This is a genomic window from Maricaulis virginensis, from assembly GCF_027922185.1.
Taxonomy (GTDB): Bacteria; Pseudomonadota; Alphaproteobacteria; order Caulobacterales; family Maricaulaceae; genus Maricaulis; species Maricaulis virginensis.
The window spans coordinates 413,696-429,851 of the sequence record NZ_BSFE01000001.1 but is presented as its reverse complement, the minus strand read 5'-3'; the positions used below and the strand labels follow the sequence as shown (position 1 = coordinate 429,851).

General features: G+C 63.1%; 12 protein-coding genes and 1 tRNA gene. 4 read left to right on the top strand and 9 right to left on the bottom strand.

Annotated elements, in window-relative coordinates; all coding sequences use genetic code 11:
• Positions 1-24 precede the first annotated feature (24 nt).
• The 3 genes from PKE71_RS02040 to PKE71_RS02030 form a co-directional block, all read right to left on the bottom strand.
• Complete coding sequence (locus PKE71_RS02040) at positions 25-1,032, bottom strand: GIN domain-containing protein (protein ID WP_271185289.1); 1,008 nt, start codon at positions 1,030-1,032, stop codon at positions 25-27.
• 129 nt (positions 1,033-1,161) lie between these two features.
• Complete coding sequence (locus PKE71_RS02035) at positions 1,162-2,343, bottom strand: DUF819 family protein (protein ID WP_271185288.1); 1,182 nt, start codon at positions 2,341-2,343, stop codon at positions 1,162-1,164.
• Between the two features lie 93 nt (positions 2,344-2,436).
• The gene (locus PKE71_RS02030; protein ID WP_271185287.1) at positions 2,437-3,786 is read right to left on the bottom strand and encodes a M20 metallopeptidase family protein; all 1,350 of its coding nucleotides are present in this window, start codon (positions 3,784-3,786) and stop codon (positions 2,437-2,439) included.
• A 187-nt stretch (positions 3,787-3,973) separates the two neighbouring features.
• On the opposite strand from PKE71_RS02030, the gene PKE71_RS02025 reads away from it, so the two are divergent.
• Both PKE71_RS02025 and PKE71_RS02020 read left to right on the top strand, forming a co-directional pair.
• The gene (locus PKE71_RS02025) at positions 3,974-4,900 is read left to right on the top strand and encodes an ABC transporter ATP-binding protein (protein WP_271185286.1); all 927 of its coding nucleotides are present in this window, start codon (positions 3,974-3,976) and stop codon (positions 4,898-4,900) included.
• Complete coding sequence (locus PKE71_RS02020; protein WP_271185285.1) at positions 4,897-5,622, top strand: ABC transporter permease; 726 nt, start codon at positions 4,897-4,899, stop codon at positions 5,620-5,622. Before PKE71_RS02025 ends, PKE71_RS02020 begins: the two co-directional genes overlap by 4 nt.
• Before the next feature lie 12 nt (positions 5,623-5,634).
• Here PKE71_RS02020 and PKE71_RS02015 read toward each other — a convergent pair whose 3' ends face one another.
• From PKE71_RS02015 to metG, 4 genes are all read right to left on the bottom strand, one after another.
• The gene (locus PKE71_RS02015) at positions 5,635-6,906 is read right to left on the bottom strand and encodes a flavohemoglobin expression-modulating QEGLA motif protein (RefSeq protein ID WP_271185284.1); all 1,272 of its coding nucleotides are present in this window, start codon (positions 6,904-6,906) and stop codon (positions 5,635-5,637) included.
• Complete coding sequence (locus tag PKE71_RS02010) at positions 6,906-7,199, bottom strand: hypothetical protein (RefSeq protein ID WP_271185283.1); 294 nt, start codon at positions 7,197-7,199, stop codon at positions 6,906-6,908. Before PKE71_RS02010 ends, PKE71_RS02015 begins: the two co-directional genes overlap by 1 nt.
• Positions 7,196-8,053, bottom strand: coding sequence for a peptidylprolyl isomerase (locus PKE71_RS02005; protein ID WP_271185282.1), 858 nt, complete (start codon positions 8,051-8,053; stop codon positions 7,196-7,198). The genes PKE71_RS02010 and PKE71_RS02005 overlap by 4 nt, the downstream gene beginning before the upstream one ends.
• Positions 8,054-8,251: 198 nt before the next feature.
• Complete coding sequence (gene metG / locus PKE71_RS02000; protein WP_271185281.1) at positions 8,252-9,967, bottom strand: methionine--tRNA ligase; 1,716 nt, start codon at positions 9,965-9,967, stop codon at positions 8,252-8,254.
• A gap of 119 nt (positions 9,968-10,086) precedes the next feature.
• Here metG and PKE71_RS01995 point away from each other — a divergent pair, with 119 nt between their 5' ends.
• Both PKE71_RS01995 and PKE71_RS01990 read left to right on the top strand, forming a co-directional pair.
• Positions 10,087-10,521: a DUF1761 domain-containing protein gene (locus tag PKE71_RS01995; RefSeq protein WP_271185280.1), complete on the top strand. Its 435-nt coding sequence runs from the start codon at positions 10,087-10,089 to the stop codon at positions 10,519-10,521.
• An 89-nt stretch (positions 10,522-10,610) separates the two neighbouring features.
• Positions 10,611-10,686 (top strand) — tRNA-Thr (locus tag PKE71_RS01990).
• Positions 10,687-10,931: 245 nt separating this feature from the next.
• On the opposite strand, the gene PKE71_RS01985 is transcribed toward PKE71_RS01990, so the two are convergent.
• The gene (locus PKE71_RS01985; protein WP_271185279.1) at positions 10,932-12,119 is read right to left on the bottom strand and encodes a DUF4143 domain-containing protein; all 1,188 of its coding nucleotides are present in this window, start codon (positions 12,117-12,119) and stop codon (positions 10,932-10,934) included.
• A gap of 17 nt (positions 12,120-12,136) precedes the next feature.
• Positions 12,137-16,075, bottom strand: coding sequence for an NACHT domain-containing protein (locus PKE71_RS01980; protein WP_271185278.1), 3,939 nt, complete (start codon positions 16,073-16,075; stop codon positions 12,137-12,139).
• Between the last annotated feature and the right edge of the window lie 81 nt (positions 16,076-16,156).

The window sequence follows — 16,156 nt, the reverse complement described above, 5'->3', positions numbered from 1 at the left end:
GACCGGGACGCCACCTGCTGGAGCCTATTTGCTGCCGCCGGAGCGCAGCACGGTGCGGCCATTGCGGCGCCAGTCGACCGAGCCTTCGATCTCGGCAATCTCGACATCGCCGCCACCGCCTTCGCGGATGCGCACGTCGGTCGCCGTACCGCCGAAGCTGATATCGCCGGAGCCGTTGATATTCGCCTCGAAGGGCTGTGCCTGACCCCGGCGTACGATGATGTCGCCGGAACCGGCGATGCCGGCGTTGAAGGCACCGTCCATGCTGCCGACGGCCACGTCGCCGGAGCCCGATATATCGACATCGAGACCGGCAACACGCGCGAACTCGACGTCGCCGGAACCGTTGATGTCGACTTCGCCGTCGCCGGCAACCTCACGGGTTTCCACATCGCCCGACCCGTTGATCCCGACATGGATGCGGCCACCGATCGTACCGGTCACAACATCACCGGAACCATTGATGCCGATCTCGGCATCGCCGCCGATATCCCCGACGGTCACATCGCCGGAACCGTTGATGCGGATGTCGGCCTCGCCGGCAATCGCTCCGGCCTCGAAGCGGCCGCAGCTGTTCATCGACAGGTTCAGCGCGCCCAGATCGCCGGCCTCGCCGACAAAGGCGCTGTCATCGAGTTCGAAGGTGATCGTGTCCGGCGCCGTGATGACCAGGGTCGGATATTCGTCGATGGAATGCGAAGCGAAGCGCCGGCCGATGAGGATTTCGTTGTCGCGGGTGCGGCAGTTCAGATTGCGCACGCTCTGGCCGCCATCGATCGTCACGCCATTGCCGGCGCCGCTGGCGACCGGATCCCCGGCGACATCGCCCGGATTGCGGATCTCGACGCGGATGTCCGATCCGCCGGTGCGGATTTCCACCCGGCCGATGAAATTCTCGACGCGCACATGATCGCCGTCATAGCTCTGACCGCCGCCCGACTGGGCATTGGCCGCCATCGACAGCGCACCGATACCGGCCACCGTTGCCACGGCACCGGCCACGATTTTTCCGGTGATGGTTCTGTCAGTCATGGAACTCCCTCCAAATTCGCTTTCCCCCCTACGATGCACGGGAGGTCCCTGTCGGATGCAGTCTATGACAGTCCGCATCCTTCGGGCAGCTGAAGGCGGTGTGAAGCTCGCGTAATGTCGTGCCGCGTGTCAGCCCGGCCAGAACTCGAAGACGAGCGTCGCGATGGGCGTGCCGATGGCATAGCCCAGTACACCGACCAGAACCCCGGGCGTGACCAGATCCTTCCAGCCCTTCGCCGCCGCCAGGGCCGGCGCCGTCGTGGCGCCGAGAATGGCGGCATTGGACGCCGTGATCAGTTCCGGCAGGGACAGGCGCAAAAGGCTGCCCAGACCGAACAGCACAATGGCGTGCACCACCAGAAGAATGCCGATCAGCAGCATCAGGACCGGTGCGAGCTGCAGCAGCGACACCACATCGGCCCCCGCCGCGATCATCGCGAAGAAGACAAAGCTGAGCGCGATCCCGATCTCGTAGCCGCCGCGCAGGCGCCCCATCGTCTTCGGGAATGCCGTGGCCGGGATCAGCGAGAGCACCGAGATGATGGCGAACTTCCACTTGCGGCCGGCATCGTCCCAGACCTGGTCGAGAAGGTCGGCCACGAGGGAGCCGAGCGCGACCACCACCAGGGCATAGGCCATGGACAGGGTCAGCGAGGCCGGCGAGATCGGATCTTCCCCGGCAACCTCGATCTCGCCCTGGCTGTGATCGCGCTGGACGAAACGCGAGGCGATCCAGCTGACGCCGGGAATGATCGCCAGCAGCGCCAGGAAGAAGCCGGAATAGAGATTGTCGACAGCCGTCATCGCCGAGGCAAAGCTGGGGTCTGCAGCGCCGAGCCCGGTGGAGCTCATCAGCGCGCCGTAATTCACCGAGCCGCCGATATAGGTCGCCGTGAAGGCGCCGGCCGCGGCGGCCTGGCGCGATCCGTATTCCGCGGCCACAGCGCCGGCCTCGTAATCGCCGACATGGATCAGGGAGAAGGCGATGACCGCACCGATCACGGTCGCCGCCGAGGCGAGCATGAACGCCGCCGCCATGCGGGTGGTCTCGAAGAAGATGCGCTTGAGGTCCGCCTTCATCAGGAAGAGCGGGATCAGGACCGGGACGAAATAGGTCCAGACGAAATCATAGGCCGGGGCCGAGCTGGGTATGATGCGCAGATTGGCCGCCAGGATGGCGATGAAGATCGCCGAGACCGTGCCGGTGACCAGCGCGCCGATGCGGGTCTTCTCCAGAAGAAACGCCACCGCGGCGATCGTGAACAATGCGGCCATGACGGCCAGATGATTGTCTGCCGGAATCAGCGACATGCCTCACCCCTCCCCTTGATCGGCCCCCAACCTAGTGAGCCGGCCCGGCAGCGGCAATTCGCCAGCTGCCGAAGCCGGACACCGGTCTTGTGCCTATTCGCCTTCGGCAGGCGCCAGGATGTCCAGGGCGACACTGGTCATGGCTTCGGCCGCCTGGGTGATCGTGCCTTCCGGATCGTCGGGCGCGAAGAAGGGCGAGTGGTTGGACGGCGGCACCTGGCCGTTGGCGGTGTATTCGTCCAGCCGCGCCTGGGTCGTGCCGCCGACCCAGAACATGAAGGTCGGGATGTCGTGTTCGGTACGGTGGTATTGCGAGAAGTCCTCGCCGCCCATCACCGGATCGGTCTCCACGACGGCCTCATTGCCGAAACGGGCGCGCAGGGCGCCGACGGCGCGGCTGGCCAGATCCGGATTATTGTAGAGCGCCGGCGTATAGGTCTCCTCGATCTCGATGCGCGGATACTCCGCCTCGGTCAGCCCGTAGGCCTCGGCCTGGGCATTGGCGATGCGCTGGATACCCGTGAGCAGGTGATTGCGGGTCTCGTCGGAATAGGAGCGCACGGTAAGCTGCAGATGCGCCTCGTCGGAGATGATGTTGTGCTTGGCGCCGGCATTGAAGGCGCCGACCGTCACCACGCCCGGCTCGAGCGGCGACAGCTCGCGCGAGATCAGCGATTGCAGGCCGACCACGATCATCGAGGCCAGATAGATCGGATCCTTGGTGGTGTGCGGATAGGCGCCGTGGCCGCCACGGCCGCGCACATAGATGTCCACCGAATCGACATTCGCCATCGCATAGCCGGGCACATAGGTGATCGTGCCGGTCGGAATGGCCGAGAAGGTGTGGAAGGAGATGTTGAAGTCCGGCGTCGGGAAGCGTTCGAACAGACCGTCCTCGATCATGGCGATGGCGCCCTCGCCCAGCTCCTCGGCCGGCTGGCCGATCAGCACCAGCGTGCCCGACCAGTCATCGGTGCGCTCGACCAGCTGCCGCGCCGCGCCGACCAGGGCGGTCATGTGCGTGTCGTGGGCGCAGGCGTGCATGGTGGGATTCTCGACACCGCGATGATCGACGCCGGTATCGGTCGAGGCATAGGACAGGCCGGTCTGCTCGCGCACCGGCAGACCGTCCATGTCGGCCCGCATCATCAGCGTCGGCCCCTCGCCATTCTCCATCACGGCGACAATGCCCGTCCCGCCGACCTGTTCGGTGACCTCGAAGCCCAGCGCGCGCAGCTCCCCGGCGAGGCGCGCCGCGGTCTCCACCTCCTGGTGGGACAGTTCCGGATGGGCGTGGAAATGCTGGTAGAGCGCTTCCAGGTGCGCATCATAGTCCGCCGCGATCGCACGGCTGAGCGCATCCTCGCTCTGGGCCAGAACGGCCGGCTGGGCAGCGAGCGTCAGGCCGAGCACGGCCGTGGCGGCGAAAAGATGGCGTTTCATGACAGGCTTCCCCTCTGAGTGATTTTCGCCATTCGAACGGGGCCCAGCGCAAACGTCAATCGATGATCGTGCGGACAGGCTGGGTCTCGCCCTCCCCGGTCGTGCGGGATGGAGGTGCGGATTTTCCCCCTGTGCTGCTGGACAGGCGCCGGACAGTCTGGCCGGACTGGACAGGAGTCTCTGCCAAATGACCGAATTGCCCCTCGATATCCGCGGGCTTGCCAAGCGCTATGGCCGCGTCGATGCCGTGCGCCGGGTCGACCTCGCCGTGCCGCAAGGCGCGATCTACGGGTTTCTCGGTCCCAACGGGGCCGGCAAGACCACGACGATCCGCTGCCTGCTGGGCCTCATCCGGGCGGACGCCGGCACGGTGCGCGTTGACGGTCACGACATCCGGCGCAATCGCCGGGCCGCCCTGGCGCGCGTCGGGGCCGTCGTCGAGACACCGGCGCTTTATCCCAACCTCACCGGATACGAGAACCTGCAACTGGCCTGCCGCTATCTCGACCTGCCCAAAGCGCGCATCGGCGCCGTGCTGGAGACGGTCGAGATGACCCGCGATGCCCGGCGCAAGGTGGGCCAGTACTCGCTGGGCATGCGCCAGCGCCTCGGCCTGGCCCGCGCGCTGATCGGTGAACCCCGCCTGCTGATTCTGGACGAACCGACCAACGGGCTGGACCCGTCCGGCATGCGTGACATGCGCGCCCTCATCCGCGACCTGCCGGAGCGCACGGGTGCCACCGTCTTCATGTCCAGCCACCTCCTGTCCGAAGTCGAACAGATCGCCACCCATGTCGGCGTGATGCGCCAGGGCGAGACCGTGTTCGACGGTGCCATCGGCGCGCTCGCAGCCCGCACCGGCCAGCGCCTGGAAGTCCGGTGCGACAAGCCTGACGCGGCCATCGCACTGGCCGGCGCGCAGGGCTTCGCAGTGTTCAGCCGCGACGATGCGACGGGGTCATTCATCCTGTCAGGCGATGGCGATCCGGCCCGGCTCAACGCCGCCCTTGTCGGCGCCGGGATTGCCGTCAGCGCCCTCGCCCCGCTCCGCGCGGATCTGGAGAGCCTGTTCCTCGACCTGACGTCCGCACCCCGCAAGGAGGCCGCCGCATGATCCGCGCTATCGGATGTGAAATCCTCAAACTGCGCCGCTCGCTCGTCCTGCTCGTCGCGGCGACACCGGCCGTCATGGTGTATCTGCTCGGCGTGCTGGCCATGACCAGCGGCCATGGCGCCGGCGAGTGGACCGTACTGGTCATGTCGGGCTCGGCGATCTGGGCCTATTTCCTTCTGCCCATGACCACGATCGGCCTGGCTGCATTGATGGCCCAGACCGAACACGGTCCGGGCACCTGGTCCTGGTCGCTCGCCCTGCCGGTGCCGCGCTGGCAGATCTTCACCGCCAAGATCCTGGTCCTGCTGGGCACGATGGCGCTCGTCTCGGCCAGTGTGGCGCTGGCTGCCTTCGCCGCGGCGTGGACCGCGCTTCTGATCGATCCGGACCTTGTCATTGCAGGCGCGCCGGACTGGGCGCTGGCGTTTCGCCTGCACGGGCAGATGTGGATCGCCGGGATCTGCGTCGCCGCCGTGCAATGGGGCATCGCCCACCGTTTCCGCAGCTTTGCCGCCCCGGTAGCAATCGGTATCGGCGGCACCTTCGTGGCCGTCGCGGCGACGAGTTCCGAATACGGGATATTCTTCCCCTGGCTGATGCCGGTGAACATGCTGGCGGCGGATCCGGAACGCGCGCAGATCGCGCTCGCCCTGGGCGGCGGCGGTGGCGCGCTTCTCTTCGTCCTGCTGGTAATCTGGCTCAGCCGCCGCGACTGGGCATGAGGCCCGCAGCCGTCAGCTGGTGAACAAGGGCTCGTAGCGCGCCGCGACATGGCGCAGATCGATCTCGTTGAGGAAGGTCGAATAAGCCAGGTAGGACAGGAGATAACGCAGATCCGTCGCCCAGGGCGGCATGAAGGCCGGCTCGACGATCAGCCCGCCCTCGCGCAGCTGTTTCATCGCTTCCAGATCCATCAGGTCGATCTTGCCCACGAACAGGAGGCGGATCAGCGCGATATCGCCGGCCCGCACGGCCGTGCGCAGATAATTGTGCACTTCCAGAAGCCCGCCCAGATAGATCGAATCCTTGGTGAAGGGCGCGCCACCGCCCGCCACCCCGCCGCGCACCACGCGCCGCGCGCTCTCGAAGGCCTCGATCGGCGCGTCGCGATCATTGCGCTCGCGGAAGAAGCGGTAGAGCTCGATGAAATCGGCGCCCCGGGCCGCCATGTCGATGGCAATCACCCGGTCGGCAAGACGCCGGAAGCGCCGCGGGTCGAGCGCGCCGGAGATGAATTCGGCGAAGACCGCCAGGCCTTCCTGGGTGCGCGCATTGCCGGGATGGCTTTCCGCGAGCACCGGAAAGTGCGTCTGGCGCAGCCCGTTCTGGCTGGTCGCGATATGGATGAAGGCCTCGTGCTGCAGCAATTGCACCACGTCGAGGTCGGAAAAGGCCGCGTCTGCACGCAGCTTGATATAGTCGCGCCCGGCCGCGGCCTTGGCGGACACATCCAGCGTCACCTCGACCCGCGGCGCGACCGCACCGAAGGCGGCCGGCAGTTCGGCATCCAGCCGCGCCTTGAGATCGCCGGCCGTCAGCACCTCCGGCGGTTCGAGCCGCACCGCCGCGCCGTCGAAATCGGCGAGCACATCGTCCAGCCGGCGCGCCAGATCGAGCGCTGTGCGCTTGCCATCGGCAATCGGGCTGGCCGGCCCGCCATAGAGCCGGCTGGAATAGCGGTGAAAGTCTGCCGTCCCGACCGCCTCGAGCATGTGTGCGGTATCGGCGACCGTCTCGCTGAGGCGCAGCAGCCAGTCATGCACCGGGCTCGATCCGTCGATCAGGCGGCGCGCTTCAGCCACGCGCTCCAGCGAGGGCTCGGGATCGATGTGCGGATAGACCGGACGCGGCAGTTCGCGCTCGCCGCTCTCGAAGAAGGCATCGGCCAGCGACCGGTCCCAGGCAATGGTCTTGAGAACGGGCAGACGGTCTTCGGCTTCCAGCAACAGCGCCGCCGCCCGTTCCAGACAATCCAGTTCTGCCGCTGAAATATCCGGCTGCCCCATCACACGGCCTCGGCCTTGAAGGTCGCGATATCGCTTTCGGCATCCCCCAGCGTTCCCGCCAGCACATCGGCGTGCGAACTCGTCCGTGCGGCAAGCCAGACGCGGGCCTTCAGATCGGCCGGGTAGGTCCGGAAGCGGCGCGCCATGTGACCGATCGACAGAATGCAGGCATTGAGCACCCAGCGGTCGTCCGACCCCAGCGCGGCCTCGATCTCGGCAATGATATCGCCCGGTGCATCGGCGTGCAGCGCCGCGCCGATCATCGACAGGACAGTATCTTCGGTATCGCTCATCCGGCGCGCCTCACGGCCGCGGGCATGTGGCAGGCCTCGATCACGGCCGGCGGCGTTTCAAAGAAGAAGGGATGGGTGCGGTTGCGGCGGGCCGCCTTGGCGTCGTGGAAGGCCTGGCTGTCCGTGCGCATGATCTCGTAGGCGGGGCGAACGGCTTCGGGCAGGTCGGCCGCCACACGCACCGACAGGATCGTGTCCCGTTCAGCCGGGTCGGCGATCACGCCGGAATTCACCGCAGGGTCTCCACGGTGCAGCGCCTGCACATGCTCCATGCCGTCAATGACACGGCCGAAGACCGACATGATCCGATCGAGATGGCGCGGCCCCTGCCCGATGACGATATAGAATTCCACATCGCCACTGTCCGGCTCATTGCCGCGCGCCATGGCGACCGTGCCCGGGCAATGGATCGGCCAGACCTCGCTGCCCGCTTCGTTCATCGCCGCGGGAAAACCGTCGACATGGCCGACGGTCGGCGCATAGAGGTCGGCATCGGTCATCGGTGTGAAGGTGACGCTGCCGGCCGGCACGGTGAACTCGCCCGCCAGCGCCGGATATTGCGGCAGCTCGATCGAATCGGCTTCCTCTCCGCGACCCGCCTGGGCCACGAAGCCGTCGATCACGCGATAGAAGTCCCGCCCGTCGAAAAAGCCGTCACGCGCCGCCTGCCGCATGCGGGCGGCATGGTTCGGTGCGATCCAGCCGGCCAGTTCGATAGCGATCATGCCGTCCTCGACCTCGATGAGGAGCAGGTCTTCCGGGTCGACCGCACGCCAGTCGGAGCCGGTCTGGGCCATCGCGGCACCGGTCAGACACCCTGCCGTCACGAATGCCGCTGTGATGAGTGACTTCATCGCATCAAATGAGAGCGTGAAAACGCCCTCTCCCCCATTGATCTCTTGTCAGCCAGTGGGCCTCGGGACGAAAGGTTCGTCAAGGCCACCTTCGGTGCCGCAAAGCGGGTCTGCGCCTTGACGAAGCTTTCGTCCCGAGGCGAGGTCCCGGCAAGAGCACAATGGATGTCCGTGTCTGCAGGCAGACGCCGTCCCGGTCTAATCGTCAGAGCCCCCGAAACGCTCGGTCCATTCGGCGACCTGCGCATCCTCGATCTTGGCGAACAGCACGTCCGGCGGGGTCACAGCGTGGCCGTGCGGCAGCGCGTCCAGCAGGTCCGCGGCCGGGCCATCGAACGACCAGTAGCGCTTGTCGGCCGGAACACCGACAGCGTCGAGGATCTTCGCAGCCGCTTGCGGAATGAAAGGCTGGGCCAGAATGCCGAACAGCGCGACCAGGTTGAGCCCGGTCCGCACACCGACGGCTGCCGCATCGACATCGGTCTTGTACTTCACCCAGGGCTCGGCCCGGGTGAGATACTCATTGCCCGCCGCCCAGATGGCCCGCACTTCGGAGGCCGCCTTGCGGAACTCCATCGCTTCCATATTCGCCACCACCGCCGGCAGACGGGTCTCCAGCTCGGCCGCCATCCAGGCCTCGGCCTCGCCGGGCTCACCGGCAGACGGCACCTGTCCGTCGAACTTGGAGGCCGTGTATTTGGTGATCCGATTGACGAAATTGCCCAGCACATTGGCCAGGTCGGAATTGATCAGCGACTGGAAATGCTCCCAGGTGAAAGCCGAGTCCGAGCCTTCCGGCGCGTTCGCCGTGAGATACCAGCGCCAGTAATCGCCCGGCAGCAGATCGAGCGCCTGGTCCATGAAGACGCCGCGCTTTTCCGAAGTCGAGAACTTGCCGCCATACCAGGTCAGCCAGTTGAACGCTTTCAGCTTGTCCACCGTCTTCCAGGGCTCTTCGGACCCCAGAATGGTCGCCGGGAAGGACACCGTGTGGAAGGCGACATTGTCCTTGCCCATGAACTGGACATAGGTCACGTCGTCCGCGCCCTTGTCCGTGCGCCACCAGCTTTCCCAGTCCCCGCCCGTGGCGTCGGCCCATTCGACCGTCGCGCCGATATAGCCGATGGGCGCATCGAACCAGACATAGAAGACCTTGTTCTCGAAGCCCTCGCGCGGCACACCGTTTTTCGTCACCGGCACGCCCCATTTCAGGTCGCGCGTAATGGAACGGTCGCGCAGCCCCTCGTCCAGCCATTTATAGGCGATCGACTTGGCCAGGCTGGGCCATTCGGTGGAGGCGTCCACCCAGTCGCGGATCCTTGTTTCCATCTTCGTCTGCAGGAGATGGAGATGCTTGGTCTCGCGCACTTCCAGATTTTTCGAGCCGGAAATCTTGGAGTACGGCTCTTTAAGGTCCGTCGGCTCCAGCAGGCGGCCGCAATTATCGCACTGGTCGCCGCGCGCGCGCTCGAAACCGCAACGCGGACAGGTGCCCTCGACATAGCGGTCCGGCAGGAAGCGGTCATCGTCGATCGAGAAGACCTGGTGCTCGATACGTTCCTCGATCAGCCCCCTGGCCTCCAGCACTTCGGCGAAATGCTGGGTCAGGGTGATATTGGGCTGGCTGGAGGTACGGCCGAACACGTCATAGCTCAGGGAAAAACCGTCGCCGGCGCGCTTCTGGATCTCGTGCTGCTCGTCGCAGTATTCGCGCACGCTCTGCCCGGCCGTTGCTGCCGCCAGCTCGGCCGGCGTGCCGTGCTCGTCGGTGGCGCAGACATAGAGCACGTCATGACCCATCACCCGCTGGAAGCGCGCATAGACATCGGCGGGCAGCATCGAGCCCGCGAGATTGCCCAGATGCTTGACGCCATTGATGTAGGGCAGAGCGCTGGTGATCAGTATCCGGGCCATTTCGACTTTCTTCTCTTGCACGGCGATTGGAGTAGAATGTTCGCGTCAGGGGCGAGCCAAAGGGGACTCGTCCCGGGGCCGTGAGACATACAGGCCCTTCAATGGGGAGGAAACACCAAATGCCGCGAATTCTCGGGCTGAACCTTGTGGCACTCATCGTCGCCACGCTGGCCTTCTACGCTGTGGGCGCCGTCTGGTATGGCGCGCTTTTCGCCGAGCTCTGGACAGGGCTGTGGGGCTTCACCGACGCCCAGATGACCGCCGCCGAAGCGTCCGCCGGACCGGCCATGGCGATGGGCTTTGCCATCACGCTGGTCACCACGGCGTTTCTGGGCCTGGCCCTGAAGGCGCTGAAAGCCGGCGGCCTTGCCGGCGCCGTGAAATGGGCCGTCTTCCTGTGGGCCGGCTTCGTGGTGACCACCATGGCCTATGACATCGCCTACGCCATGCAGCCGATGATGCTGCTGGTGCTCGATGGCGCGCATACGCTGATCGGCTTCGTGATCGCCGCCGCCATCCTCACCGCGATGGACGGCGTCGCCGTCAAGGACTGATCCGCGACACGGCCGGCGGACGGGACAGTTCCGATTGCATCAGGGACTTGTCCCGCTCCCCGGCCCCGCGTATCAGGTCGCCCTTGGTTGCCGGCTTAGCTCAGCTGGTAGAGCACCTGATTTGTAATCAGGGGGTCGGGGGTTCGAGTCCCTCAGCCGGCACCAAATTTGTGTTTACTTACAACTTCATAGACCCAATCCATGGGCGCGGTGCTTTTTACCGATCAGAGTTGGAAGCATATTGGAAGCAGCGCAACACCCGCGGCGACACCTCCGTGTGTTACCGATTCTGCAAAGAGACTCGATGAAAGATGGGTGATCACGTCAGGGGGGCCATTCAGCCTGCCACACGGATGGTCGCGCGGGTCCTCAGAATCCGTCAAAGCACAACAGCTGAGGCTAAGCGCTCCCTAACTGGATCGTGAAAGCTTGGCGATCCGCGCGACAGCGGATCTGAGATCGAGGCGGTGCACCGGTTCGCTAAAGTCCGCTGTCTCGCCAGAGTGAACAACGAAGCGGTCTTCGATGTCGAGCGCCTCGCAGCCATTGTAGAAGCCCCTTTTGGCCTTTCGGTCGGGGCCAACCTTTAACTCAATTGCGACCAAGCGGCCTCCTTGAGATGGGAAGCGCAGGATAAGATCAATCTCGTCCTCGCCGTTATCCCCCTTCTCTCGATAGAAATACGCGTCACCCTGCCCTTCCGTAGCGAGAATGAGCGCTTCCGTCGCATAGCTTTCAAAACTCCCCCCGATGGCTTGGCTCGCTCGAAGTATGGTCAATGTCTCGATGCCCAGCGAAGCGTGGAGGAGGCCGGTATCCCGAACGAAAAGCTTTTGCTTCCGGTCCATGCTAGTATTGCTGCTAACTGGATAGGCGCGTAACCGCCGGATGAGGCCGAGTCGTTCTAGGACATAGACGGCGGATTTCAATTCCTGGCGCTTCGCAAACCCACAACTGTTCTCGTCCAGCTCCGCACTGTTTTGGTTCGAGAGCCAGCCAAACAGCTCGGCCAACGGGAAGGCACGCTCGATGCCCCACTCGGTGTAATTTCGCGCGAGGAGCCCATCGAGCATGCGACGACGCCACAGCAGGCTCTTTTGGTCGTCCTCGGCTAGCAGGCTGCCAGGGAAACCTCCCCGTAGCCAATGAAGGTTGGGGTCGGCAGTCGGAGCCGTTGCGGGGATTGCGGCAAACATCGCCACATGATCAGGACCAGATGCCATTTGATCCTGCCCCACCGCAGCGACAAGCTCCTCGAGCCGTACTGGTACAATTTCAACCGTTTCAACGATACCGGGCAACGTTGTGCGGAGCCGCTCGGCGGCAACCAGATCGTTAGGGGCCACCACCAGACGAGTGCGAGATTTCGCCTCCTCGGCCGCGCGGACAATGCGGATGATCTTGTCGATCTCGCAATCATCAACATGATCGAGAACGAAAACGCCTGGCTCTAGTCTGACATCTTCTATTTGGTGGCAGCGTATCGCGTCAGTTCGTCGATCTTTCCAATCATCAAGGAACCAAGAGCGACCAACGCGCGGCAGCCCCCTCAAGATCGTAACTTCACTCCGCTTCACCGCAGCATCGAGCTGAATCAAGGAGGACTCACGCCGGATCATGCGGGACGCGTGATATCTAGCACAAAGATTTCCGTCCGCCCCTCGCGTGTCGTCGCACTCTGCTCGGCAAGGGCAGTCTGCAATTGTTCGGCTGTTACAGGCGTATCGACACCAGAGGGAGGCTGTTTCAGCTTCTTGGCGGCCGTCAGGCCAAACCACAGGACAAGATAAATGCCTCGTTCTGCGCGCCAGTCGTTTGTGTAGAGTAGATCGAGTTGTCGGTCCGCCGCGGTCCAAAGGTCTTTGTGCCACTGCCCCTTGACCTCAATTGGAACCATAACGCCAGGAAGCGTACATTCGATGTCGCATCTCTTGTCATCGGCGAGATGGCCTTCCGGCGAGGCTTGGATGCCAAACGGAAGATTCCCGAACATTTTTAGAATGGTGTCGCGACAATCTTCTTCGCCCTTCGGTGCACCGCTCTCGTGGAAGAAGTCCTTGTACCAATCGCGTGGGTCTCCAGTGATCTTCGCCTGCACCAGCTTGAGTTCTTCGAGCATCACCGCTTGAAGCTGCGGCGCGGTGGTGGGCGCTAGGTCTGTGACAGCGGCGGCGAAGGTCGCGATATCAGGGGTGAACCATTCTGCCTCAACCCTCTTGCGCTTTTGCTCGGCCAACGCGACCCGCAGGTGATAGGTGTACCCGTCACGAGGAGCATCGCGCAAAGCGACCAACGCGGCGGTGGCATCTGCGGCAGTGTCGTCGCCAAGCCGATTGATTAACGCCACAAGATATTCAGTTGCCTCCCACTCGTTGCGGTCTCCCGTCCACCCACCTGTTGGGCGATCCGTATATGGAAATAGCGATCTGAACGTCTCGATTATCCAAGCTAGCTGAGTGGAGCTTAGCGAGCGGATCGGCTGTGTTGTTCCTCTGTCGCTAAGTCGCGCGCGCAGGTTCCAGAACAAATCCTGATCAACCGAGCCCGCTTGGCCTAGTCTGGCGCGCGTGGCCTCGAAATCGAGGATAATCCCAATTGCGTCCCATACGTGGCGCCGTTCTCTAGACATGCTTTCGACGAGACGTTTAGGTAGAAGCGCACGAAGCGTCCTCGAACCGACCGAGCTCGACAGCATCCGATCGACGATTTCCCTTTCGGCTTCATCAGACATCTGGGGAAATTTCGGCAACCACTCGGCGCATAGCTTATCCACCAATGCCCCGTCTTCTTCACTTCCAAGAAAGCTATATAATCCGGATACATGCCGACGACCGGCAACGAGCTGCGGTTCAAAGAGAAGCCGGAGTGTGGCTTCCCATTTCTCCCGTCTTCGCAACTCTTTCGCAAGCAGCGAATGAAGGGCGTCAATCTCGGCACGGTCGCGGATCGAGTTCAGGTAGAGTTCGACGTATCCCGCCATCACACAGTCATCCGCTAGATCGTCGAAGCCCCTCTCGACACGTACGCGCTCGGCAAGAGCGGCGACGATGACAAACGCAGCTTCCCAATGTCGACCTTCGGCATAACTCGTAGATATATCAGTGGCCGTAGGCTTTAGCGGCTGACGTTTGAGAAATGCCTCGAATCCTTCCAAGGCGGCATTCTTCAGCTCGGCCCCAAGCCATGCCTCGATGCGCTCCGGACCGTCCTTGGACTCATCTCGCATGTCTCCAAAAAGACCGAGATAGGCCTTCGCGGGATTTGCAATCAGCCGATACTCACCAGCCCGCAGGCCATCGATACTGGCTCCGAATTCTGTTCTGTGTCGTTCCCAATCCGCGGCCTTCCTAGAGGCACGCTCACGCTCCTGGCGCTCCTGTTTTATTTGCCATTCGGGGACGCGTGGCCTGGCAAGCTCGGCAAGCCAGTTCCTAGCCTCGTCGTTAGTCGCAAACCGTTCTGCCGCTGACCTGACCTTCGCCCCCTCTTCGGGACCATGCCTCGATAGATCAACAAGTTCCCGCCAGCGCGGATCGCTGTCCTCGATTTGGTTGAGGAGCCAGAGCAAATCGTCCTCATTCGGACTAAGGCCAGGTGCAGCCTCGCGCATTCGGAGAGTGCGCTGCCAGACATTCATGTCGTTTTGGAGCTCTAAAAGCACATGTCGTTGAACCGATTGGCGAAGTTCCTTGTCCGCCGCCAACGCCGTGGAGATCGCTTTGCGCGACTCGCGCTCCACGCCGCGGCTGAAGTCGAACGGACAGAGCCACGACCAGAGCTGGTCGGCGCGAGGGGGGGAGCCATCCAACCGCCTCGCTATAAGCGCGAACGCTAGGTCGGCGACCGCGTCGTTGATCCGAGGCTCAAGACTATCACCCAATGAATCCCTAAGCGCCGGGAGGCCATCAAGCAGCGTTTCTAGTCGGTCTTGGGGGAACTTGTGCTGAAGGCTGAAATAGACGCCAACTGTATGCTCTACCCGCACCAAATTGGACCGGATCATATCAAGGACGAGTGCATCGTCGAATTGCGCGTAGCCGAGTTTGTGCATCAGCTCGCTAGCCAGACGAGCGCTGCTTTCCCCCGCTTCGTCTACGAGATTGCGGACGATCTCAGGCCAGTCGGTCGCGCCTGTCACCTCAATCAGCCTGTCTCCGGCCTCGCTCCTGAGCGCAAAGATCGCGTCTTTGTCGAGTAGCAAGGCAAGCAGTTCAGCATGCAACAGCGGAGTAAGGTCGGATCCTTCTAGAGCCTGAAGGACAAGCAGGCGAAGGCCGAACTCGACACTCGCATCTCGCACGACGTCCCGAACCTCTGCGAGCATGCCCGCTTGAGCAAGACCTCTTACTCGGTACTCCGACCACCCCCGGAATCGCGGATTCTCATTCGAGAGTTCAAACAGCGCATTAAGCAGCGCGCGACCTTGCTGTGCGGTGAGCGTGTCCGCATCGCCATATTCGATGACACCCATCGGATCCGATGCGATGATCTTGTCGGCTAGAGCTGGCGAGTGCCAGGCAAGCCAAGCGTGAATCCCGCGCAAACTAGCTGGCACCAAAGAAGGGCTGTTTAGCAATTCGAGGATGCGTCGTTGCTTACGCGGCGTGTCTGCCTGCTCGGCCAGCCAACGTGCGCCAAGGAATTCACCAAGTGCACGATGCGCATATGTGAACCGATCAGGCGAACGCGCTTCGAATAGACGGGAATCCAATACGTCGTTCAACCGCGCCGCGGCTGGCAACGCAGAAGCTTCGGCAAGTGCGGTGTCAACGTCAGAAGGCGGGGTCTCTCGAGAAAGAGCCTCCTTACCAGCGACGATCAGGGTCGCGAAACCGGCACCGGCGGCGTCTAGCACTTCCTTCTCAGGCAAATTCGCCAAGGGGGTGACGGATTTTTCTTTGCGATGTTCGATGCGCAACAGTTTGGTTGCGTCTGAAAAAAGCTGCCCCTTAGAGTCGGGGAGCTGGCCTCGCTCTGCGACTTTTGAGACGAGTTCCAATGTCTGCGGATTGCGCCATAGCCCGCTCAGCCCCCGCTCTTCGAAGTGCTGGATCGCTCTTTCGGCCTCTTCGTTGCCAATCGAATGCGACAGGTACTCAATGGCATCAGCTCGATTCAGCGGATCGAGATGCAGTTCTAGCGGCGCGGAATCATAGATGTCGGCAATTCCTTGGATCGCGGTCGCGCTGCGCCAGTCTGAGACTCGGCAAGATAGGATAAACCGAGGTAGACCAAGTTCAGCGAGGCGTCGCAGCACCGAGTCGACCGCATCGCCTTCACGCTGAGCTGGGACTTCATCGAGCGCGTCGATGACCAAAGTGGTGGCGCTGCCCAGCAATGACTTTGGGTCAGGGGTAATGAGCAGCTTGCGCGCAGTGCACAGCGCGTAGCCTTCAACATCCTTGAGCTGCAACAAGAGGGTAGATTTACCCATTCCTGCTTCGCCGAGGACAACAAGCGACCGGCTCTCGGTTGTCAGAATATCTTGATCGACGACTGGTCGGTCGCGAAGATCCACATACCAGAGCCGACGACGGAGAGGAGACTCGTTCATGCGCGCAGTTTGCAGATTTCCCGAGAGCTATCCAGCTGCGTGTGCCCTTTCGTCCTGCGCAAGCGACCGGCCCAGAGGGAT

Excerpts from the sequence above, each read along its gene's own strand:
- PKE71_RS02010 (WP_271185283.1), bottom strand. The coding sequence starts at position 7,199 with ATGAGCGATACCGAAGATACTGTCCTGTCGATGATCGGCGCGGCGCTG.
- PKE71_RS02005 (WP_271185282.1), bottom strand. The coding sequence starts at position 8,053 with ATGAAGTCACTCATCACAGCGGCATTCGTGACGGCAGGGTGTCTGACC.
- PKE71_RS02040 (WP_271185289.1), bottom strand. The coding sequence starts at position 1,032 with ATGACTGACAGAACCATCACCGGAAAAATCGTGGCCGGTGCCGTGGCA.
- PKE71_RS01995 (WP_271185280.1), top strand. The coding sequence starts at position 10,087 with ATGCCGCGAATTCTCGGGCTGAACCTTGTGGCACTCATCGTCGCCACG.
- PKE71_RS02020 (WP_271185285.1), top strand. The coding sequence starts at position 4,897 with ATGATCCGCGCTATCGGATGTGAAATCCTCAAACTGCGCCGCTCGCTC.
- PKE71_RS02030 (WP_271185287.1), bottom strand. The coding sequence starts at position 3,786 with ATGAAACGCCATCTTTTCGCCGCCACGGCCGTGCTCGGCCTGACGCTC.
- PKE71_RS02025 (WP_271185286.1), top strand. The coding sequence starts at position 3,974 with ATGACCGAATTGCCCCTCGATATCCGCGGGCTTGCCAAGCGCTATGGC.
- metG (WP_271185281.1), bottom strand. The coding sequence starts at position 9,967 with ATGGCCCGGATACTGATCACCAGCGCTCTGCCCTACATCAATGGCGTC.
- PKE71_RS01980 (WP_271185278.1), bottom strand. The coding sequence starts at position 16,075 with ATGAACGAGTCTCCTCTCCGTCGTCGGCTCTGGTATGTGGATCTTCGC.
- PKE71_RS02015 (WP_271185284.1), bottom strand. The coding sequence starts at position 6,906 with ATGGGGCAGCCGGATATTTCAGCGGCAGAACTGGATTGTCTGGAACGG.
- PKE71_RS02035 (WP_271185288.1), bottom strand. The coding sequence starts at position 2,343 with ATGTCGCTGATTCCGGCAGACAATCATCTGGCCGTCATGGCCGCATTG.